We start from the raw sequence: 20,269 nt of genomic DNA on the forward strand, positions 1-20,269 counted from the left end.
CGGGCGATGTCCGAAAACCGCTGAGCCGCAGTCAGTTTGCCGATACCCCCACCCGAGAGGAGGTCATAGCGGCACGCTACGGTAGTGGCCGATGACACAGAATGGAGCGTTGTGACAACGCGGCCGCCGGCCGCAGAGGGCGACTCGTTCCAGCAAGCTATCCGGGACGAGCGGGTGGAAACACCCCGCGGAGACTCTGCGGTGACGGCACGCGCAGCCGAAAGCCTCGAACTAGCCGCACTTCTCGAACGGTGCGGCCGATCCGACCAGGAGGCCTTCGCCGAGCTGTACGACCGAACGTGCGCCCGGGTGTTCGGCCTGGTCCTGCGTGTCCTACACGACCCCGGCTACGCCGAGGAGACCACTCAGGAGGTCTACCTCCAGATCTGGCGTACCGCAGCCAACTTCGACTCGTCCAGGGGCTCCGCGGTCACCTGGCTGATGACGCTCGCCCACCGCCGGGCGGTCGATCGCGTCCGCGCCGAACAGGCCCACGCCCAGCGCGAAGTCGCCTACGGCGCAAGCTCTCTCGGTAACGAATTCGACGAGGTCACCGAAGAAGTAGGACGAAGGCTCGATCAGCAGGCGGTCTTGGCGAGCCTGTCCACCCTGACGGAGACCCAGCGCGAAGCCATTTCGCTGGCCTACTTCGGCGGGCGGACGTATGCGGAAGTAGCGGAGTACCTCGGCGTCGGTTTACCGACCGTGAAGTCCCGCATCCGTGATGGATTGACACGATTGAAGAAGAGTTTGGGAGTGACGTGAGATGAACGAAAGCCAGATCGATCTCGCGCATGCGGTCGCGCTCGGATCGATCGGCGACGAGGATCGGCGCGCCGTGCACGATTTGCTCGATTCGGGCGACGCGGCGCTGCGCGCGGACTTCGACAGGGAAGTGCAGCAGACCAGAGAAGCTCTCACCGTGTTCGCCTCGGCGTCGGCCGAACCCCCGCCCCCCGCACTCCGCACCCACCTGCTGGCGGCCATAGCCGAGAACCAGGCTCCCGCAACCGCTACCCACCACCACCAGCAGCAATGAGCCAGGCGAACCCGCGCAGAAACAACAACGGGCCGTTCCCATCCCAAAGGATGCGAACGGCCCGTTCGCCTTTCGGCACACAGGACAACGCTCCCGAAGCTCAACCCGCAACGGGAACCGCACTACCCACCCCGTTCCCCCGCACGGAGCGAGTCTTACGAGCGACCGTTCGCGGCCGGCTCGCGTTTCGGCGGTCGAAGCGCATGCGCGAAGCGCGAGTCTCGACCGCCGAAACGCGAGCCATGAAGGCCGCGAACACGCGACGCCGAAGGCGGCGCCAACAATTCAGTGCGAGTGCCCGTGGTGGTCGTCGGCCTCTTCCTCCGCGGGCTTCTCCACCACGGCGCTCTCCGTGGTGAGCACCATGCGCGCCACCGAGACGGCGTTCAGGACGGCCGAGCGGGTCACCTTCACCGGATCCACCACACCGTCGGTCACCAGATCACCGTAGGTGAGAGTGGCGGCGTTGAAGCCGTCCTTGCCCTCGGCGACCTTGCTGACCACCACGGCCCCGTCGACTCCGGCGTTGCTGGCGATCCAGTACAGCGGCGCGCGCAACGCCTGCCGCACCACATCCACACCGATGGCCTGGTCACCGCTCGACGAGTCGCGCAGTTCGGCCAGCTTGGCCGCCGCCTGCACCAGCGCGGTGCCGCCGCCGGGCACGATGCCCTCCTCGATCGCGGCCTTGGCCGCGTTCACGGCGTCCTCGACGCGGTACTTGCGCTCCTTGAGCGCGGTCTCGGTGGCCGCGCCGACGCGGATCACCGCGACGCCGCCCGACAGCTTGGCCAGCCGCTCCTCGAGCTTCTCGCGGTCCCAGTCGGAATCGGTGGCCTCGATCTCGGCGCGCAGCTGAGCGACGCGCGCGTCGATGGCCTGCTGGGTGCCGGCTCCGTCGACGATGGTGGTCTCGTCCTTGCTGACGACCACCCGCCGCGCCTGGCCGAGCAGGTCCAGACCCGCCTCGCGCAGGCTGATGCCCAGGTCCGGGTTGATCACGGTGCCGCCGGTGACGACGGCCAGGTCGTCCAGGAACGCCTTGCGGCGGTCACCGAAGAACGGCGCCTTGACGGCGACGACCTTGAGGGTCTTGCGGATCGCGTTGACCACCAGGGTGGACAGCGCCTCGCCCTCGACATCCTCGGCGACGATCAGCACCGGCTTGCCGGATTCGGCGATCTTCTCGAGCAGCGGCAGGAAGTCCGGCAGCGAGGAGATCTTCTCCCGGTGCAGCAGGATCTGCGCGTCCTCGAGCACGGCCTCCTGCTTGTCGTGGTCGGTGACGAAGTAGCCCGACAGGTAGCCCTTGTCGAACTGCACGCCCTCGGTGACCACGAGTTCGGTGCTCACGGTGGAGGATTCCTCCACCGTGACCACGCCGTCCTTGCCGACGGTGGTCAGCGCCTTGCCGACCATCTCGCCGATCTCCTCGTCACGCGAGGAGACGGTGGCGACCTGCGCGATGGCCTGCTCGCCGGAGACCGGCTTCGCGGCGGCCAGCAGGGCCTCGGACACCGCGTCGGCGGCCTTGCTCATGCCCGCGCCGAGCCCGATCGGGTTGGCGCCGGCGGCGATGTTCTTCAGGCCGCCGCGGATCAGCGCCTGCGCCAGCACGGTGGCGGTGGTGGTGCCGTCGCCGGCCACGTCGTTGGTCTTGGTGGCGACGCTCTTGACCAGCTGCGCGCCCAGGTTCTCGAAGGGGTCCTCGAGGTCGATGTCACGGGCGATGGTGACGCCGTCGTTGGTGACCGTCGGGCCGCCGAACGCCTTGGCCAGCACCACATGCCGGCCACGGGGGCCCAGCGTGACCTTCACGGCGTCGGCGAGCTTGTCGACGCCGCGCTCCATAGCCCGACGAGCCTTCTCGTCGAACTCGATCTGCTTTGCCATGGTGAAATCAGTCCTTGCTGATGGAAGGGGACGAACGACAACTGCCCCGGCCCCACGCGTGCGGGCACCGGGGCAGCGTCGTTACCGGGTCACTTGTCGACGACGGCCAGCAGGTCGCGCGCCGAGAGGATCAGGTACTCCTCGTTGTTGTACTTGATCTCGGTGCCGCCGTACTTCGAGTAGATGACGACGTCGCCTTCCTTGACGTCCAGCGGGATGCGCTTCTCGCCATCCTCGTCCCACCGGCCGGGGCCGACGGCGACGACGGTGCCCTCCTGGGGCTTCTCCTTCGCCGTGTCGGGGATGACCAGGCCGGAGGCGGTCGTCGTCTCGGCCTCGTTGGCCTGGACGAGGATCTTGTCCTCGAGCGGCTTGATGTTCACGCTCGCCACGTTGAGCCCTCCACTTTCAGGGGATTCGTCGCGTCCGGGGCGGTTCCCCGGGCGCACGGTTATGGTCACGGTGTTGACCCTGTGCATAGCCCCGTCGTCGCGGGTGCCGGGACCCCTGCTCAGTAGTCAAGCGGCACCTGAGCAACATCCGCAGTGCCACCTAGCACTCTATACATGCGAGTGCCAGCGCTCAAGAGCGGGCTGTGCTATTTGGCCTCCGCTTCGCTGCGGCGGGTTCTCGGCGCCTGTGTGTCTCGGTTTTCGGGCACCGCTGCTGGCTCCTTCGTCGCTTCGCAGCGGCGCCCGAAAACCGAGACGCGCCGAAAACCGGGGTGGTGGTGTAGGGATTGGGATCCGTAGGGGGAGGCGGGTTCGACACGCCGGGTGGGCGTGCAAATCATCGTTGAAATCTGTAACGTTCCAATAACGGATTGTGACACTATGGACGACGGCTCCGTGATGTTGCGTCCGCCAGTTGCTCGCGCCGGTTGACGTTCCGTCATGCGAACCGCCGAGTACGACAACACAACTGCTTCACCCCACTCCACCCCGCGCGAACCATCGCGCACGCCTGAGACGAGAGCAAGACCGCAAGTGATCGGTGGTTGGTCCCGAGACCCGAACGGACGAGGGCCCGGCCGGATCCGCCGCTCGGGCCGTTCGCCATCCATGCGGACGCCCGCGCTGCCCGTTCGAGATGGTCGGCGACACCGTGACCATCCGCTCGAAGGGAGGTGAACATGCGAACATCCCTCGGCATCTCCGCCGGGAACGAAGTGGTGTGCTCGGCGCTGGTCGCCACCGCGCCCAACGGCGCTCAGAGTTTCGACTACCGGGTTGTGTCCGCGGACTCCGCGCAGTCCGACCTCGGTGATCTGGTGGCGTCGTCGATCGAACTGATGACCACGCAGATGCCGGCCCGCGACGTGGTGCATCCGGTGGGCGCGCACACAGCCGGCCTGCCCGCGCTGCACCCCGAGACCGCCGCCGCACCGCCGGGCGCGATCGCCGTCGCCTACCGCGACCGGGAGCAGGCCGTCGCCATCCGGTCGGCCATCGGCCGCCAGCGCCGCGACGTGCAGCTGATTCCCGAAAGCACTGCCGCGCTTACGTATCTGCGCCACACCGGTCTGCTCGACCGGTTCGAGACGGTCGCGATCATCGATCTGGGCGCCTCCGGTATGACCGTCACCGTCGCCGATCTCGCCGACGACACCACGCTGCGCTCCGAGCGCACCGCCGCCATCAGCGGCACCGCGGTCGACGAGCTCATCTACCACCATCTGCTGGACTGTCACTTCGCCCGGCGCGGCACCCGTCCCAACCGCAGCATGCTGATCAATCGCAGCCGCGCGGCCAAGGAGCATCTGTCCATCGCCCCGGCGGTGACCATCGACCACGTCGCCGGCCAGCCGTTGAAGTTGACGCGCGCCGATTTCGAGGAGCTGATCGCCGATCTGGTGCGCGACGCGGCCGTGTTCGCGGCCGGAGTGTTCGCCCGCTCGCCGAAGCCGCCCGCGGCGATCGCCGTGATCGGCGGCGGCGCCAACATTCCCACCGTCGTCGCCGGGCTGGACGAGTTGATCGACGTCCCGGTGCTCACCGTGCCGGAGCCGGAGGCCGCTACCGCGAAAGGCGCCGCGCTGGTGGCGGATTCGGCGCAACCGTCGGCATTCCCGGTGATCAGCCTGGGTAGCGACGCGTCCGCGGGTACATTCACCAAGCTGGTCGGCACCCTGGCGGGCGCGGTCGTCGTGGTGGGCCTGGTCGTCGGCTATGGCGTCAAGGAACTGGTTCCGTCCGCCGACCGCCACGACGTCAGCCCGGTCGGCACCAGCAATACCGCGCAAGTGCCTGTGGCGCCGACACTTTCGACCACCCCCACCGGCTCGTCCACCGCACCGGCGGGCCAGTCCCAGCCGGGCCGGGAACCGGCCGCCACCAGCGTGCCCGCGCCGCCGACGGCCACCGGCACGCAGCCGACCACCACCACGGTGAATCGCACGCCCAGCACCACCGCACCGCCGCTGCGGCCGGACCCGAACCTCCCCCAGATCCCCCTCCCCGACCTGCCTCGATTACTCGGCCCGCTCCTGGACACGACCACCCCCGCCCCGGGCCCGACGGTATCCCCCGAGGGGTCGACAACCACAACCCCCACCACCAGCCCCACCCGCGTCCCGCCCCTCCCCCGCTCCAACTCGGGCTCCGCAGCAGGCGCCGCCGCCACGGTCCAGCCAACCGACTGACCGGCCCGACCCGAGCAACCCGATCCGGGCGCACAGCCGCCTTCGTCGTCCAGCCCTCGCGGAAGCAACCGACAGCCGCCGTGACCCACCGGCTTCCACTCGAACCCACCAAATTCGACGCGCCCACGGGATTCACCGCAGCCCCACCGACGTCAATGCAGCCCACCAGCTTCCGCTCGCGCTCGCCGACATCGACGCAACCCACCAGGACACCGCACGCTCACCCACATCGACACAACCCGCCGCGACACCCCGCGCTCGCCGATATCGACGCAACCCACCAGGTCATCGCGTGCTCACCGACATCGACACAACCCGCCGGGACACCGCACCCTCACCCACATCGACACAACCCGCCGCGACACCGCACCCTCACCCACATCGACACAACCCGCCGGGACACCGCATGCTCAGCGACATCGGCGCGAGCACGCCGACTTCGCCGCACGCTCGCCCGGATGGGCGCGGCCCCGGCGGCTCGACGCAATCGCCGGGGATCGATGTGGCGTCGCTGTTCGATGCGGGCCCACCGGTTTTCCGCGGCACCGGTGGGTGTGGCGGTGGGTCAGCGGAGTTGGCTGGTGGAGACGGGGAGGCCGGGGTCGGTGGCTACGGTGAGGGGAGACGGTTTGGCGCCGCCCGCGATGACGTGGGCGCCGAGGGTCGCGATCATGACGCCGTTGTCGGTGCAGAGGCGGGGCTTGGGTACGCGCAGGGTGATATCGGCTGCGGCGCAGCGTTCCTCGGCCATCGAGCGGATGCGTGAGTTCGCGGTGGCGCCGCCGCCGAGTACCAAGGTGTCGACGCCGACATCCCGGGCGGCGCGAATCGCCTTGGCGGTGAGCACATCCGCGACCGATTCCTGGAACGAGGCCGCGATATCGGCGATGGGCAGTTCGGAACCCGTCCGCTGGGCGGCCTCGACATAGCGGGCGACGGCGGTCTTCAATCCGGAGAAGGAGAAGTCGTAGCGCGGATCGCGGGGACCGGTCATGCCGCGCGGGAACATGATGGCGGTCGGATCGCCGTGCGTGGCAGCGGCATCCAGCGCCGGGCCGCCGGGGAAGCCGAGCCCGAGCAGCCGCGCCACCTTGTCGAACGCCTCCCCCGCGGCGTCGTCGACCGTGCTGCCGAGTTCCACGATCGGCTCGGCGAGGTCGGTCACCCGCAGCAGATGGGTGTGTCCGCCGGAGACCAGCAGCGCCACGCACGGCGGCATGGGGCCGTGCTCGAGGGTGTCCACGGCGACGTGGCCACCGAGATGGTTCAACGCGTACAGGGGGATATCCCACGCCGCCGCATAGGCTTTCGCCGCAGCCACCCCGACCAGCAGCGCCCCGGCCAGGCCGGGTCCGATGGTCACCGCCAGCGCGTCGGGTTTGGCGACGCCCGCGGCCGACAGCGCCCGCCGCATCGCGGGCACGATCGCCTCCAGATGGGCCCGCGACGCGATCTCCGGCACCACGCCGCCGAACCGCGCGTGCTGATCGACACTGGAAGCCACCTCGTCGGCGAGCAGCTCGCAGCTGCCCTTCCCCTCCTCGGTCGCGCTGGGATGCCACCGGACGATGCCGACTCCGGTTTCGTCACACGAGCTTTCGATGCCCATGACGATCATGACAGGACCTCTGAGTTGTGCGCGGAATCCGGCTGCGGGAAGCCCGTCATCGCAGGACGGCGCATGGTGAACGCGTCGGCGCCGCTGGGCTGGTAGTAGTTCTTGCGCAGCCCGATGATGTGGAAGCCGTGCTTCTCGTACAGCGCGATGGCGGGTGCGTTGTCGGTGCGGACCTCGAGAAAGACCGGGCCGCCGCGCCTTCCGGCCTCCACCAGCAGCGCGCGCAGCAGCACGGTGCCGATTCCGGCGCGGTGCACCCCCGGATCGACGCCGATGGTGTGCACCTCCGCCTCGGGATGTTCCACGGTGCCCAGCAGCGCGATGCCCGCGTAGCCGACCATGCGGCCGTTCGCGTCGCGGGCCACCACATAGCGGTTGTGCGTGCCGGCCAGCTCCGACCGGAAGGCCACCTCGGGCCACGGATCATCCTCGGGGAACAACAACGTCTCGAGTTCCGCGCAGCGCGCGATGTCGGCCGGGCCCATCGGTTCGACGGTGACGCCCGGTCTATCCGCCGTGGTCATGACACCGCCTGATAGCTGCGTTCGACGGCGTCGGGGCGGCGCAGGTACAGCGGCACCAGCGGTTCGGCGGGCGCGCCCGACAGCACCTCGGTGGCGGCGCAGCGCACCAGCCCCGCCGGTGACGGCGTCTCCACCGGGAGCACCGGCAGGTCGAAGAAGTCGACGTGCGAGGCGGATCCGGCGATCACGGTCGACTCGCGCGTTTCGAGATCGACGGGCTTGCACACGCCCGGACCGGCCACCCGCTCCACGGCCTGCGTGCCGGAACCGGCATCCGGGCGGATGCGGTAGCGCGCCCAGTACACCTCGCGGCGACGGGCGTCGGTGACCACCAGCAACTCGGATTCGGCGGCGGTGATCTCCTGCCACGCGTCGGCGGCGATCGCGTCGAGACTGCACACGCCGTACACCGGCAGGCCGAGGGCGTCACCGAACGCCGCGGCGGTCGCCATCCCGACGCGCAGCCCGGTGAACGGGCCCGGGCCGATGCCGACGACGACCGCACCGAGGTCGGCGCGCGAACGGCCCGCCGCGTCCAGGCATTCCAGGATCTGCGGCGTCAGCACCTCGTTGTGGGCGCGCGCGTCCACGGTCACGCGGGTGGCGAGGGTGTGGACCCGCGCGGCGGGCCCCTCCAGCTCCACCAGTCCTGCTGTAACGGCAGGTGTCGCGGTGTCGACAGCGAGTACAAGCATGATTGGGTCAACGATACCGGTTGGTCACCTTCGCATCGGCACCCCGCCGCCCGGTTCGCGACCCGGGTTCAGGTCGGACTCACCCATTCCCAGGTGGCCGTGCGGGTGTCGGATTCGGGCTCGCGGCGCAGGAGGACGCGCAGGTGGCGATCGGCGAGATGTTCGACCACGCCGAGGCCCCATTCGACTACGACCACGGCGTCGTCCAGGTCGGTGTCGAGATCGAGGGCGTCCAGTTCGTCCAGATCGCCGCCGAGTCGGTACGCGTCGACGTGCACGAGGGCGATCGCGCCCGGGCGGGGCCCGGCCCGGTGCTGGCGGGCGATGATGAAAGTCGGTGAGCTGACTCGTCCTTCGACGCCGAGCCCGGCCGCGATGCCGCGGGTGAGCGCGGTCTTGCCGGCGCCCAGCGGGCCGTCCAGCACCACCAGATCACCGGCGCGCAGGTCGGCCGCCAGCTCGCGGCCCAGGGCCTCGGTGTCCTCGACGGTCGGCAGGATCCGCTGGTCAGCCACGGGCGGCCTCGCGACCGGTGCGTCGGGTGCCGAGCAGCCCGCTGCGCAGCAGCAGGCGATCCAGCGCGGCGTTGACCAGGTCCGGGTACTGCAGGTGCACCATGTGGGCGGCGTCGGTGACGCGGACGAGGTCGGCGTCGGGCAGCCGTGCGGCCAGCGCCCGGGAATTGCGGAACGGGATCACCCGGTCGTGCACGCCGCCGAGCACCAGGGCGGGGCGCGGGGCCAGGGTCGGCAGCGCGGCCGATTCGTCGTGCAGCTCCAGGGCTTTCAGGAATTTCACGATCGTCTCGACAGGGGTGCGGTCGATCATCGAGGTGGTGAACCGGGACAGGGTCGGGCTCACGTCGCCGTGGAACGAACTCACGTGCAGGATCGGCGTGATCACATGACGCGCGGTGACGCGGCCCGCCTGCACCAGCGCCGGCGCGACGCGGGCGGCGACCCGGAACCCGTCGATCGCGGGCGTACGCAGCAACTGCGCGACACCGGCGGAACTGACCTCGGCGGCCGTCGTCGAGAGCAGTGCGACCGCCCGGACCCGGCGCTGGAACAACCGCGGGAACTGCGCCGCGGCCGCCAGGACCGCCATGCCGCCCATGGAATGGCCCACCAGCAGCAGCGGTCCGGTCGGTGCGCGCTGTTCGAGCACCGCGGCGAGGTCACGTCCCAGCTGCGGGACGATGCAGCTGGGGTCGTCCGGCGCGCCGGAGCGGCCGTGCCCGCGCAGATCGAAGAAGACCAGCCGGACCTCGGGGCCCCAGAGCTTTTCGAGGTCGCGGCGCTGAAAGTGGAACGACTCCATGCTGTTGCAGAAGCCGTGCACGAAAACCGCTGTGGCCGGGGCCTTCTCGGGACCGCACTCGCGCACGGCCAGCTCCACCCCGTCGTCGGTGCGCACCGTGGCGGCGCGGTCGCGTTCCAGCAGTGTGAAGTCCTCGTCGCGCAGTTCGTCGCGGTGGGCCGGCCAGCGCACCGCGGAACCCATGCGGCGCAGCGCGTGTGCACCCGCCAACGCGCCCATCGCCCCGGCGGCCGCCACGCCGCCGCGCCACGCCGTCACCCGAAAACCATGCGGCCGTTCGGTTTTCATCAGACACCCCCTTGTCGTGCGACATCGCCCACATAGCGTCGCACGACCCTGCCCCGGGGGGAACAGACGATCTCGTAGTGGATGGTGCCGAGCAGGTCGGCCCAGTGTTGCGGATGCGGTCGGCCCGGACCGAACAGCACGGCCGTATCGCCCTCGCGGACGCCGTCGGTGTTGTCGCCGAGGTCGACCACCAGCTGGTCCATGCAGACGCGCCCGACGTTGGGATAGAGCCGGTCGCCGATGCGGACCGCGATGCGCCCGCCCAGCGGGCGGAACACACCGTCGGCATAGCCCGCCGGGATCAGCGCGACCGTCGTGGCGCGGGGCGCGACCCACTCGTGGCCGTAGGACACGCCCTCGCCCTCCGCGACCGGTTTGACGAGCGCGACCCGGGCCTGGAACGTCATGGCCGGGCGCAGCCCGAAGTCGGAGATCTCCGGCACCGGCGACAGCCCGTAAGCGGCGATGCCCGGCCGCACCATGTCGAAGGCCAGGTCCGGCCGGGTCAGGGTGGCCGCCGAATTGGCCAGGTGCACCAGTTCGGGTTCGAGGCCGTGTTCCTTCGCCACGGCGATGGCGTCCAGGAACCGGTCGCGCTGCATGTCGATCGCCGGATGCTGCGGTTCGTCGGCCCGCGCGAGATGGGAGAACAGCGCCCGGAACCGCACCACCCGCTCGTCGACCAGTTGCCGTAGCAATCCGAGGACCTGCGGGTATTCGGCGCCGGAGACGCCGTTGCGGTTCAGCCCCGTATCCACCTTCACGGTCACGGTCGCGGTGGTGCCGGTGGCGCGCGCGGCGCGCTCGACCGCCCGCAGATGCGCCACCGAGGACACGCCGATCTCGATGTCGGCGGTGACGGCCGCGGCGTAGTCGGCATCCGAGGTGTTGAGCCAGCTCAGGATCGGAGCATCGATCCCGGCGGCGCGCAGCTGCAGCGCCTCGGCGACGGTGGTGACGCCGAGTTCGGCAGCGCCCGCCGCCAGCGCGGCCCGCGCCACCGGCACCGCGCCATGGTTGTACCCATCGGCCTTGACCACGACCATGACAGCGGCTCCCCCCGCGTGATCGGCCAGCACCCGCACGTTGTGCGCGATGGCGTCCAGATCGACGACGGTTTCCACCTGCGGGTCAGCACTACTCACAGCTACCGATCCTGCCACTGGCACAGATCCGCCGAGCAGCGGCTTCCCGAGCAGAAATCACCCCTTGCTTGGAGCGCACTCCAACCAACTAGCGTGGACCAAGCGAACAACGAACAGCGGCCAGTCCCTAAGGGCCAACCCACACGCAACCACAACGGTTTTCGGCGCGGCTCGGTTTTCGGGTACCGCTGCGCAAGCGACGAAGGAGCAAGCAGCGGCACCCGAAAACCGAGCCACAGGGCGCCGAAAACCCGCCGGAGCGAAGCGGAGGCCAAACACGCAGCAGCGAAGCGGAGGCAGAAAACACATGCACAAGATTTGGTTCATCACCGGCGTATCGCGCGGCTTCGGCCGCGAATGGGCCCTCGCGGCACTCGATCGAGGCGACCGCGTCGCCGGTACCGCCCGCGATCTGACCACCCTGGACGAGATCGTCTCCGAATACCCCGACACATTCCTGCCGATCCGGCTGGACGTGACCGACCGATCCGGTGATTTCGCCGCCGTGCAGCAGGCCGCGCAGCACTTCGGGCGGCTCGACGTCGTCGTGAACAACGCCGGTTACGGCCAGTTCGGCATGATCGAGGAACTGACCGAGGACGAGATTCGCGCGCAGCTGGAGACCAATGTGTTCGGCGCGCTGTGGGTGACGCAGGCCGCGCTGCCGATCCTGCGGGCGCAGAGCAGCGGACACATCATCCAGGTGTCGAGCATCGGCGGCATCAGCGCGTTCCCGAACCTCGGCGCCTACCACGCGTCGAAGTGGGCGCTGGAGGGCTTCTCACAAGCGCTGGCGCGGGAAGTAGCGCCGTTCGGCATCCACGTGACGCTGATCGAACCGGGCGGATTCGACACCGACTGGTCCGGTCCGTCCGCCCGCCACAGCACCCCGAACCCGGCCTACGACGAGGTTCGCGAGGCCCGCAACCGCGCCCGCGCGGGCCAGCACGGCGGCGAGCCCACCGCCACCCGAACCGCGATCCTCACGGTCGTAGATGCCGACCAGCCACCGCTGCGCTTGTTCCTGGGCGAAGCCCCACTCGGCATAGCGACCGCCGACTACGAGTCCCGCCTGACCCAATGGCGCGAGTGGCAACCGATCGCCGCAGCCGCCCAAGGCAACTGACCGCCCACACTCATCCGGGCAGCCCAGTGGTCCGAAAGGCACTCGGTTGCCGCGCACCCAGGCTCTCGACCCGCGGCCCACACCACCGCCCTAGCAACACGCAGCCCTATGGTGCGAAGCACGGGCGTTGTGCGGCTCGAGTAGTGCATAGCGCTGCGGCCGGGAAGCCAAGCTGCTCAGGGGGATTCGGCTAGGGCGCGGAGGGTCTGGATGGCTGGGCGGATGTGGTGCAGGAGGGGGGTGGCGGAGATCGGGGCGGCGGCGGGGCCGTGGGCGTGGGCTGCGAGGTTGGCGGCCAGGGAGTGAACGCGGGCGGCGGCGGCCGCGGCCCAGGACGGGGCACGACCGGTGGCCAGGAGGGCGCCGAGGATGCCGGAGAGCACGTCACCGGACCCCGCGGTGGCCGCCCAGGATCCGCCCGCCTCGTTGACGTGGACCGGGCATCCGGGGCTCGCGACGAGGGTGGCGCGTCCCTTCAGCAGCACGGTGACCCGCCATTCCTCGGCGAGTTCGCGGACCGCCGCCACCCGGTCCGGGCCCGGCTCGCGACCGGTGAGACGCGCGAATTCCCCGGCGTGCGGGGTGAGGACGACGGGCGCGCTCCGATCGGTGACCGGAGACGGGTCGTCGGCCAGGAGGGTGAGTCCGTCGGCGTCCACGACCACCGGCAGGTCGGTGGCGAGGATTTCCGTGAACCGCTCGCGAGCGGCGGCGTCGGTGCCCGCGCCGGGCCCGAACACCCATGCCTGCACCCGGCCTGTCTCCGAAACTGATTGCGCTGCAATGACTTCCGGGAAGTGGGCGAGCACCTCGGCGGCTCCGGTCCCGGCGTACCTAACCATGCCGGAGGTCGCGGCCACCGCGCCGCCGGTGGACAGTACCGCCGCACCCGGATACCGCGCACTGCCCGCGCAGACACCGACCACGCCCTGGCTGTACTTGTCGTCCAGCGCGTCGGGCACCGGCCATGCCGCACCGATCGAGAAGGGTTCGAGTGCGGCCAGATTCGGCTCCGGCAGGGTCAGGCCGATCGGCACCAGTTCGATGCGGCCGCACCGGGAAGCGGCCAGCGCGTGCACCGGTTTGTACGCGCCGAACGCGACCGTCACGTCGGCACGCACCGCCGGACCGTCGACGGCCCCGGTGTTCGGGTCGACACCGCTGGGCAGGTCCGCGGCGATGATCGGAACCCGCACGGCCGCAACCAGTTCGGCGGCCCGCGGACGCAGTGCACCGCGACCCGAGATACCGACGATGCCGTCGACCACCAGGTCCGGCTCGCCCAGGTCGTCGCGAATCCGACCACCGGTACGGCGCAGAGCGGCCAACCCTTTCGCGTGCGTCCGTTCCGGCGCGAGCAGCACCGCCGACACGGCGACACCGCGACGGCGCAGCATGGATCCGGCCCACAGTGCGTCACCACCGTTGTCACCGGATCCCACCAGCAGTGTCACCGCACGTCCGGCGACGCCTCCGGTCCGCTCACGCAGTTCGGCGGCGACGACATCGGCCAGCCCATGGGCCGCCCGCCGCATCGGCACTCCGTCGGCGACGCGCTCGAACAGCTCCGCCTCCGCCGCCCGCACTTCGTCGGCGGTGAAGTACCCGCGGACCGTCGGTGCGGTCATGCTCGCCTCCTACCTGCCCGCCGCCTCGTGCGAGCCGACTCGGTAATCCGCAACGAGTGCAGAGTACGCCCGCCGACCACGGCTACTACGCTGTCCCGCATGTCGACTGCTACCTCCGCGCGTGTACTGGTCACCATGCTCGCCGCGGCGGCTGTGCTGCTGGCCGGGTGCGGTTCGGGTGGCTCGGAGAACACGACGGGTCCCTCGGCATCCGCATCGTCGGGCTCGGCGGCTCCCACGACGGACGCGCCGCAGTCGGCGGTGACGGTCCGGGTCGACAACATGAAGTTCTCGCCGTCGTCGGTCACGATCGCCGTCGGTGGCACCGTGACCTGGAAGTTCTCCGATTCGGCCCCGCACGCGGTGCAAGGCATCGGTGATGCGGCCATGGGTCTGAACAGCCCGATCTTCCGTGACGGCGAGTGGAGCCACACCTTCACGACTCCCGGCACATACCGCTACCTGTGCCCCCTGCACCCCGACATGCGCGGCACCGTCACCGTCCAGTAGCGGCGAGTCGCCACCGGAAGTCGTTCAGGCAGGGCGGTATTCGCGCGACCGCGTTCCCGGCGCGGAGGTGTTGAGCGCCTGCACCGCGCCGACCAGCGGGGCCAATTCCGGGTCGGCGGCGGCCTGACGCAGTGCGCCCGCCAGCGCGTCGTCGTAATCGGGGCGCGCGCTGTCGAGCAGCTCGAGGCCGGTCGCCGTGACGTCGGTATAGATGCCGCGTCGGTCGTCGGGGCAGAGATAGCGCTGTAGCAGGCCGCGGTCCTCCAGCCGGGTGACCAGGCGGGTCGTCGCGCTCTGGCTCAGCGCCACCGAGTCGGCCACCTGGTTCATCCGCAGGTGCCCACCCGGTCCGTCGTGCTGGCGGCTGAGCACCGTGAGCACCGAATACTCGCGGACGCTCAGTTCATGGGCCTGCAACGCGCGTTCGAGGTGCGCCTCGATCCGGTCGTGCAGCACCGACAGCGCGCACCAGCCATCCGCCAGGCCGGTCAGCGCGGCATCCGCTGTCATGGGTTCCTCCTGAGTGCGGGGTGTCCCACCAGGATAGCCACCGAGCGCAATAGCCAGCTCTTGCAATTAACCAGCGTGTGCAATTATTGTCTACGCCTGTAATGCTCGCTCGCAATATCGCTGGGAGGCCGCGGCCATGCCGCTCGCACTGTTCGCCCTGACGCTCGGGGCATTCGCCATCGGCACCACCGAATTCATCGTGGTCGGCCTGCTCCCGGGCATTGCCGACAGTTACTCCGTCACCATCCCGACCGCGGGCTGGCTGGTCACCGGGTACGCCCTCGGCGTCCTGGCCGGGGCGCCGATCATGACCGGGCTCGGCACCCGGGTCTCACGCAAACGCATGCTGCTGGTGAGCCTGTCGCTGCTCATCGCGGGCAACGCGCTCTCGGCACTGGCCCCTACCTTCGGGCTGATGCTGACCGGGCGCATCGTCGCCTCGCTGGCGCACGGCGCGTTCTTCGGCATCGGAGCGGTCGTCGCGGGCACCCTGGTCGGCCCGGAGCGCCGGGCCGGGGCGATCGCGATCATGTTCACCGGACTCACCGTCGCCACCGTGATCGGCGTGCCGCTGAGCACCCTGCTCGGCCAGCACTTCGGATGGCGGCTGGCCTTCACACTGGTCGCCGTCGTCGGCGCGATCGCCTTCGCGGGTGTGCTCGCGCTCGTGCCCGACCGCCCCGCGCCCCGCGACGCCCGGCTGCGGCACGAACTGGCCGTGCTGCGGAATCCCCAGGTGCTGCTGGCAATGGCCATGACCGTGCTCGGATTCGGCGGCGTCTTCGCCGCGATCACCTATCTCGCGCCGATGATGACCGAGGTCACCGGTTTCGCCGAGGGCACGGTCACCTGGATCATGGTGCTGTTCGGCCTGGGCTTCCTCATCGGCAATCTGATCGGCGGCCGCTACGCCGACCGGCACCTGATGCCGATGCTGTATCTCACGCTCGCGACGCTGGCCGTCGTACTCGGCCTGTTCACCCTGACCGCGCACAACAAGATCGCCGCCGGAATCACCGTGCTGCTCATCGGCGCGCTCGGCTTCGCGACCGTGCCGCCGCTACAGAAACGAGTGCTCGACCAGTCCGCCGGCGCGCCCACGCTGGCCTCGGCGCTCAACATCGGCGCGTTCAACCTCGGCAACGCGCTGGCCGCGTGGCTGGGCGGGCTGGTCATCGCCGCGGGCTTCGGCTACACCGCACCCAACTGGGTCGGGGTGCTGCTGTCCGGCAGCGCGCTGGGACTGGCCGTGCTGTCGGGCGCGCTGGAACGGCGCTCGACCGCGAAACCACTTGTCCCCGCAGGTCAGTACGCCGAGAAGACGTTGTCGATGGAACCGTAGCGGTTCGCCGCGTAATTGCAGGCCGCGGCGATATTGGCGACCGGGTCGAAGATGTCCCAGGACGTACCGTCGACATGGAATGCCGCGAAGGTCGGATCGATGACCTGCATGAGCCCCTTGGACGGGATACCGGCCGCGGCATTGGAGTCGTACAGATTGATCGCGGCCGGGTTGCCGCCCGATTCCCGCATGACGTTGCGGTAGATGCCGTCGTAGCTGGCCGGAATGCCGTGCTGACCGAGAATGTGCAGGGCGTTGCGGATCCAGCCGTCGAGGTCGTCCGAGAAGATCGGCGGCAGCAGTTGCGGGATCGGCTGCGGCATCGGCTGGATGAACTGCTGCAGCTGGTCCTGCTGCGCCTGCGGCAGTTGCCGCTGCCACTGCGCGGCCTGCTGCTGCACCTGCTGTGCGGGTCCCTGCAGCTCGGGCGGCACGCCCGCGATCGGAGTCTCGGCGGCGGCCTGCGCGGGGACGGCCACGACGGCGGCGAAGGCGGCCAGCGGTAACAGTTTTCGTAAATGCATGGTGACGGGCTCCGACAGCGCGGCAGTACCACACCGGGCCCCTGGCTACCGGTGTCCTGGGTGTGCGCTGGTTTCTTTTATGACTTGCGTTGTGGGATTTGAAGATTCAGTTGTCCGCGAACAGGGCGCGGTGCACCGCGCGCCGGCCGGAAGCCGGCGACCGAGGCGGGGCCGTGGCGGCGGGCATACGCGGGAGCGCGATCACCGCACGCGAGAAACAGACTTGCGGTCCGTTCTCTGGCACATCACAGACTGATTGCGAAAGGTGAACGCAATCTGAACCAGCAGTGAACTCTGCGTTCTATTGTCCTGAGAGAATTCCTTCGACCTGCACCGACCGAGACCTCGGCCACATCACAGATTCGGCACTGCCGCGCGGTTGCCAGGCAGTGCCCGTCGGCTATTCGACCGTGACAGACTTGGCCAGATTCCGCGGCTTGTCGATGTCGTAGCCCCGCGCCTGCGCCACCTCCGCGGCGAACACCTGCAGCGGAACGGTCGACAGCAGCGGCTGGAAAAGTGTTGGCGCAGCGGGGATCTCGATCAGGTGATCGGCGAACGGCCGCACCGTGTCGTCGCCCTCCTCGGCGATCACGATGGTGCGCGCGCCCCGCGCCTGAATCTCGCGGATATTGCTGAGCAGCTTGGAGTGCAGCACCGCCCGGCCCTTCGGCGACGGCATCACCACGATCACCGGCAGGCCCTCCTCGATCAGCGCGATCGGGCCGTGCTTGAGTTCACCGGCCGCGAAGCCCTCGGCGTGCATGTAAGCCAATTCCTTCAGTTTCAGCGCGCCCTCCAGCGCCACCGGATAACCGACGTGGCGGCCGAGGAACAGCACCGTCGGCACCTGCGCGAACTGCCGGGCGATGGCCCGCACCTGCGGCGCGGTTTCCAGGACCCGCGCCACCAGCTTCGGCATCGCCTCGAGTTCGCCGAACTCGCGGGCGACCTCGTCGGGATACTTGGTGCCACGCGCCTGCGCGAGGGCGAGACCCACCAGGTAGTTGGCGGTGATCTGGGCCAGGAATGCCTTGGTGGACGCCACCCCGATCTCGGGACCGGTGCGGGTGTAGACCACGGCGTCGGATTCGCGCGGGATCTGCGCGCCGTTGGTGTTGCAGATGGCCAGCACGCGGGCCTTCTGTTCCTTGGCGTGCCGCACGGCCTCCAGCGTGTCGGCGGTCTCGCCGGACTGGGAGATCGCGACCACCAGTGTCGAGCGGTCCAGCACCGGGTCGCGGTAACGGAATTCGCTGGCCAGTTCCACCTCGACCGGCACCCTTGTCCAGTGCTCGATCGCGTACTTGGCCAGCAGGCCCGCGTGATACGAACTGCCACAGGCGACCACGAAGACCTTGTCGAACTCGCGCAACTCCTGTTCGGCCAGGCGCTGCTCGTCGAGCAGGATGCGGCCGTTGGCGAAATGCCCGATCAGGGTTTCGGCGACGCCGGCGGGCTGCTCCTCGATCTCCTTGAGCATGAAGTAGTCGTGGCCGCCCTTCTCGGCCGCGGCCAGATCCCAGTCGATGGTGAAGGGGCGGGTGCGCACGCCGTCGGTGTTGCCGTCGAAGTCGGTGACCTCGTAGGAGTCGGCGGTGATCACCACCGCCTGGTTCTGCCCCAATTCGACGGCCTCGCGGGTGTGCTCGATGAAGGCGGTCACGTCGGAGGCGATGAACATCTCGCCCTTGCCGACGCCCACCACCAGCGGCGTCGAGCGGCGCGCGGCCACGATCGTGCCGGGATGGTCGGCGTGGGTGAAGACCAGTGTGAACGCGCCCTCCAACCGGCGCAGCACGGCCAGCGCGCTGCCGACGAAATCGCCCGCGGTGGGCCCGGCGGCGTAGGCCCGCGCCACCAGGTGCACCGCGACCTCGGTGTCGGTGTCGCTGCGCAGTTCCACACCGGCGTCCTCGAGTTCGCCGCGCAACGGGGCGAAGTTCTCGATGATGCCGTTGTGCACCACCGCGACCTTGCCGGTGACGTCGCGATGCGGATGCGCGTTGCGGTCGGTCGGAGCGCCGTGAGTGGCCCAGCGGGTGTGACCCATGCCGGTGCTGCCCAGGAACCGCTCGATGCCCGTCTCGGTCAGCTCGGCCTCCAGATTGGCCAGCCGACCGGCCTTGCGTTCCACCGCGATGGTGCCCGCGCCGTCCAGGATCGCTACTCCCGCGGAGTCGTACCCCCTGTACTCCATGCGGCGCAGCGCGTCCACGACGACGCCGAGCGCGTCCCGGTACCCGACGTAGCCCACGATTCCGCACATGGTGTCTCAGCGTACTTGGCGGCTCCAGGCGCAGCGACGGGGTGGCGGCCCGATCGGTGAGCCGGAATACGCTGGTGACCACGTGCGCTCGATCCCTCGGGGAAGCCGTCATATTCGCGCGCGCCGGGCGCGATGGGGTGTCATGGACACGCTGAAACGCCGGAAGAGCGCGTTCATCCGATAAGTTCGTCCTCGTGTCGGCGTCTGTGAAATCGCTTCTGAGCAAACTCGCTACCCCCGGACCGCATCGGGTGCTGCGCGGCAATCTCGGTATCGCGGGGCAGCCGGGGGTGGTGTTCACCCCGGAGAGCGGGCTCAATCTGCCCGCGGTGGTGTTCGGCCACGGCTGGCTGGCCGGTGTCGGCAACTATCGGAAGCTGCTGGAACATCTCGCGTCGTGGGGTTTCGTGGCGGCCGGACCGGACACCGAGCGCGGCCCGATCCCGTCCCACCTGAATCTCGCCACCGACCTGCTCACCACGCTCGACATCTGCACGGGCGTGCGGCTGGGCAACGGTTCGATCAGCGTGCACCCCGACAAACTGGCGCTGGCCGGGCACGGGATGGGTGCCGGGGCGGCCGTGATCGCCGCCGCGCAACGCCGGGTCGCCGCCGTCGCCGCGCTCTTCCCCGCGCCGACGGCCCCCGCCGCGGAATCCCTCGCCCCGGACATCGAGGCCCCCGCCCTCATCCTCGCCGCCGAGGACATCGATTCCGTCAGCTGCAACGCGCTTTCCCTCGCTACCGCCTGGGGCGGCCCCATGGCCCTGCGCACCGTCGACAAATCCACTTCCAACGGCATCGCCTCGGGCCGCCGCGCCCTCGCGGCCCTCGGCGCCGCCAAATACGAACCGAGAACCGACCGCACCGTCCGCGGCCTCCTCGTCGGCTACCTCAGCTACCAACTCCTGGGCGACAAGACCTACCAGCCCTTCGCCGACCCCGAAGCCTCCCTCCCCCACACCCAGCCCGTCGACCCGCACGCCGTCGGTGACGAGCAGCCGGAGCGCCCGTCGAAACTCCAACTCCTGCAAGCCGTCCAGACGCTACGGAAGTAGGCAACGCAGCGTTACCGGGCGATTTCGGCGAACACGGAACCGGCGAGCGGTCGAGAACGTCGAATCATTCGAACAGTCGCGCAGTCATGTCTCTGCGGCAGTCATGTCTCTGCGGCAGTCATGTCTCTGCGGCAGTCAT

19 protein-coding genes are annotated in these 20,269 nt (G+C 69.6%); 7 read left to right on the forward strand and 12 right to left on the reverse strand.

The features are described 5' to 3' along the window. The first annotated feature begins 159 nt into the window (after positions 1-159). Both NWFMUON74_RS30930 and NWFMUON74_RS30935 read left to right on the forward strand, forming a co-directional pair. Positions 160-765 carry a sigma-70 family RNA polymerase sigma factor gene (locus NWFMUON74_RS30930; RefSeq protein ID WP_269475368.1) on the forward strand — a complete coding sequence of 202 codons (606 nt, stop codon included), beginning with the start codon at positions 160-162 and terminating at the stop codon, positions 763-765. 1 nt (position 766) lies between these two features. Further along, entirely contained in the window at positions 767-1,039 is a 273-nt protein-coding gene (locus NWFMUON74_RS30935) for an RskA family anti-sigma factor (RefSeq protein ID WP_187685246.1), read from the forward strand. Between the two features lie 285 nt (positions 1,040-1,324). Here NWFMUON74_RS30935 and groL read toward each other — a convergent pair whose 3' ends face one another. Together groL and groES are read right to left on the reverse strand one after the other, a co-directional pair. After that, positions 1,325-2,932, reverse strand: a complete 1,608-nt coding sequence (groL, locus tag NWFMUON74_RS30940; protein WP_187685247.1) for a chaperonin GroEL — start codon at positions 2,930-2,932, stop codon at positions 1,325-1,327. Between the two features lie 89 nt (positions 2,933-3,021). Continuing rightward, complete coding sequence (groES, locus tag NWFMUON74_RS30945) at positions 3,022-3,324, reverse strand: co-chaperone GroES (protein WP_187685248.1); 303 nt, start codon at positions 3,322-3,324, stop codon at positions 3,022-3,024. Positions 3,325-4,064: 740 nt separating this feature from the next. Here groES and NWFMUON74_RS30950 point away from each other — a divergent pair. Further along, entirely contained in the window at positions 4,065-5,573 is a 1,509-nt protein-coding gene (locus tag NWFMUON74_RS30950) for a DUF7159 family protein (RefSeq protein WP_187685249.1), read from the forward strand. Between the two features lie 565 nt (positions 5,574-6,138). Here NWFMUON74_RS30950 and tsaD read toward each other — a convergent pair. The 6 genes from tsaD to alr all read right to left on the reverse strand — a co-directional run bounded on the left by tsaD (position 6,139) and on the right by alr (position 11,163). Further along, positions 6,139-7,191: a tRNA (adenosine(37)-N6)-threonylcarbamoyltransferase complex transferase subunit TsaD gene (gene tsaD, locus NWFMUON74_RS30955; protein ID WP_187685250.1), complete on the reverse strand. Its 1,053-nt coding sequence runs from the start codon at positions 7,189-7,191 to the stop codon at positions 6,139-6,141. Continuing rightward, the gene (gene rimI / locus NWFMUON74_RS30960; protein ID WP_187685251.1) at positions 7,188-7,715 is read right to left on the reverse strand and encodes a ribosomal protein S18-alanine N-acetyltransferase; all 528 of its coding nucleotides are present in this window, start codon (positions 7,713-7,715) and stop codon (positions 7,188-7,190) included. The genes tsaD and rimI overlap by 4 nt, the downstream gene beginning before the upstream one ends. Continuing rightward, entirely contained in the window at positions 7,712-8,410 is a 699-nt protein-coding gene (tsaB, locus tag NWFMUON74_RS30965) for a tRNA (adenosine(37)-N6)-threonylcarbamoyltransferase complex dimerization subunit type 1 TsaB (RefSeq protein WP_187685252.1), read from the reverse strand. The genes rimI and tsaB overlap by 4 nt, the downstream gene beginning before the upstream one ends. A 68-nt stretch (positions 8,411-8,478) precedes the next feature. Next, the gene (gene tsaE, locus NWFMUON74_RS30970; RefSeq protein WP_187685253.1) at positions 8,479-8,925 is read right to left on the reverse strand and encodes a tRNA (adenosine(37)-N6)-threonylcarbamoyltransferase complex ATPase subunit type 1 TsaE; all 447 of its coding nucleotides are present in this window, start codon (positions 8,923-8,925) and stop codon (positions 8,479-8,481) included. Continuing rightward, positions 8,918-10,018: an alpha/beta fold hydrolase gene (locus NWFMUON74_RS30975; protein ID WP_187685254.1), complete on the reverse strand. Its 1,101-nt coding sequence runs from the start codon at positions 10,016-10,018 to the stop codon at positions 8,918-8,920. The genes tsaE and NWFMUON74_RS30975 overlap by 8 nt, the downstream gene beginning before the upstream one ends. Further along, complete coding sequence (gene alr / locus NWFMUON74_RS30980) at positions 10,018-11,163, reverse strand: alanine racemase (RefSeq protein ID WP_232110693.1); 1,146 nt, start codon at positions 11,161-11,163, stop codon at positions 10,018-10,020. Before alr ends, NWFMUON74_RS30975 begins: the two co-directional genes overlap by 1 nt. A gap of 307 nt (positions 11,164-11,470) precedes the next feature. Here alr and NWFMUON74_RS30985 point away from each other — a divergent pair, with 307 nt between their 5' ends. Continuing rightward, complete coding sequence (locus NWFMUON74_RS30985) at positions 11,471-12,289, forward strand: SDR family oxidoreductase (RefSeq protein ID WP_187685255.1); 819 nt, start codon at positions 11,471-11,473, stop codon at positions 12,287-12,289. A gap of 176 nt (positions 12,290-12,465) precedes the next feature. Here the strand turns inward: NWFMUON74_RS30985 and NWFMUON74_RS30990 are convergent, their stop codons facing one another. After that, complete coding sequence (locus NWFMUON74_RS30990) at positions 12,466-13,917, reverse strand: NAD(P)H-hydrate dehydratase (RefSeq protein ID WP_187685256.1); 1,452 nt, start codon at positions 13,915-13,917, stop codon at positions 12,466-12,468. Positions 13,918-14,016: 99 nt separating this feature from the next. Between NWFMUON74_RS30990 and NWFMUON74_RS30995 the strand changes: the two genes are divergently transcribed. Continuing rightward, positions 14,017-14,427 carry a plastocyanin/azurin family copper-binding protein gene (locus tag NWFMUON74_RS30995; RefSeq protein WP_187685257.1) on the forward strand — a complete coding sequence of 137 codons (411 nt, stop codon included), beginning with the start codon at positions 14,017-14,019 and terminating at the stop codon, positions 14,425-14,427. 24 nt (positions 14,428-14,451) lie between these two features. On the opposite strand, the gene NWFMUON74_RS31000 is transcribed toward NWFMUON74_RS30995, so the two are convergent. Then, positions 14,452-14,937 (reverse strand): MarR family winged helix-turn-helix transcriptional regulator, encoded by a 486-nt coding sequence (locus tag NWFMUON74_RS31000; protein WP_187685258.1) that lies wholly within the window; start codon positions 14,935-14,937, stop codon positions 14,452-14,454. A 136-nt stretch (positions 14,938-15,073) separates the two neighbouring features. On the opposite strand from NWFMUON74_RS31000, the gene NWFMUON74_RS31005 reads away from it, so the two are divergent. Continuing rightward, positions 15,074-16,279 (forward strand): MFS transporter, encoded by a 1,206-nt coding sequence (locus tag NWFMUON74_RS31005; protein ID WP_187685259.1) that lies wholly within the window; start codon positions 15,074-15,076, stop codon positions 16,277-16,279. On the opposite strand, the gene NWFMUON74_RS31010 is transcribed toward NWFMUON74_RS31005, so the two are convergent. Beyond that, positions 16,243-16,803, reverse strand: a complete 561-nt coding sequence (locus tag NWFMUON74_RS31010) for a transglycosylase SLT domain-containing protein (RefSeq protein WP_187685260.1) — start codon at positions 16,801-16,803, stop codon at positions 16,243-16,245. The two genes, NWFMUON74_RS31005 and NWFMUON74_RS31010, sit on opposite strands and share 37 nt — an antisense overlap. A gap of 400 nt (positions 16,804-17,203) precedes the next feature. Further along, entirely contained in the window at positions 17,204-19,072 is a 1,869-nt protein-coding gene (glmS, locus tag NWFMUON74_RS31015; RefSeq protein WP_187685261.1) for a glutamine--fructose-6-phosphate transaminase (isomerizing), read from the reverse strand. 194 nt (positions 19,073-19,266) lie between these two features. Here glmS and NWFMUON74_RS31020 point away from each other — a divergent pair, with 194 nt between their 5' ends. Continuing rightward, positions 19,267-20,130: a dienelactone hydrolase family protein gene (locus tag NWFMUON74_RS31020; protein ID WP_187685262.1), complete on the forward strand. Its 864-nt coding sequence runs from the start codon at positions 19,267-19,269 to the stop codon at positions 20,128-20,130. Positions 20,131-20,269: the final 139 nt, after the last annotated feature.

This window comes from Nocardia wallacei, from assembly GCF_014466955.1.
In the GTDB taxonomy this organism is placed as follows: Bacteria; Actinomycetota; Actinomycetes; order Mycobacteriales; family Mycobacteriaceae; genus Nocardia; species Nocardia wallacei.

Bases quoted from the DNA above. Each gene is read 5' to 3' on its own strand.
- NWFMUON74_RS30935 (WP_187685246.1), top strand. From the start codon at position 767: ATGAACGAAAGCCAGATCGATCTCGCGCATGCGGTCGCGCTCGGATCG.
- groL (WP_187685247.1), bottom strand. From the start codon at position 2,932: ATGGCAAAGCAGATCGAGTTCGACGAGAAGGCTCGTCGGGCTATGGAG.
- NWFMUON74_RS30950 (WP_187685249.1), top strand. From the start codon at position 4,065: ATGCGAACATCCCTCGGCATCTCCGCCGGGAACGAAGTGGTGTGCTCG.
- tsaD (WP_187685250.1), bottom strand. From the start codon at position 7,191: ATGATCGTCATGGGCATCGAAAGCTCGTGTGACGAAACCGGAGTCGGC.
- rimI (WP_187685251.1), bottom strand. From the start codon at position 7,715: ATGACCACGGCGGATAGACCGGGCGTCACCGTCGAACCGATGGGCCCG.
- tsaB (WP_187685252.1), bottom strand. From the start codon at position 8,410: ATGCTTGTACTCGCTGTCGACACCGCGACACCTGCCGTTACAGCAGGA.
- NWFMUON74_RS30975 (WP_187685254.1), bottom strand. From the start codon at position 10,018: ATGAAAACCGAACGGCCGCATGGTTTTCGGGTGACGGCGTGGCGCGGC.
- NWFMUON74_RS30985 (WP_187685255.1), top strand. From the start codon at position 11,471: ATGCACAAGATTTGGTTCATCACCGGCGTATCGCGCGGCTTCGGCCGC.
- NWFMUON74_RS30990 (WP_187685256.1), bottom strand. From the start codon at position 13,917: ATGACCGCACCGACGGTCCGCGGGTACTTCACCGCCGACGAAGTGCGG.
- NWFMUON74_RS30995 (WP_187685257.1), top strand. From the start codon at position 14,017: ATGTCGACTGCTACCTCCGCGCGTGTACTGGTCACCATGCTCGCCGCG.
- NWFMUON74_RS31000 (WP_187685258.1), bottom strand. From the start codon at position 14,937: ATGACAGCGGATGCCGCGCTGACCGGCCTGGCGGATGGCTGGTGCGCG.
- NWFMUON74_RS31005 (WP_187685259.1), top strand. From the start codon at position 15,074: ATGCCGCTCGCACTGTTCGCCCTGACGCTCGGGGCATTCGCCATCGGC.
- NWFMUON74_RS31010 (WP_187685260.1), bottom strand. From the start codon at position 16,803: ATGCATTTACGAAAACTGTTACCGCTGGCCGCCTTCGCCGCCGTCGTG.
- glmS (WP_187685261.1), bottom strand. From the start codon at position 19,072: ATGTGCGGAATCGTGGGCTACGTCGGGTACCGGGACGCGCTCGGCGTC.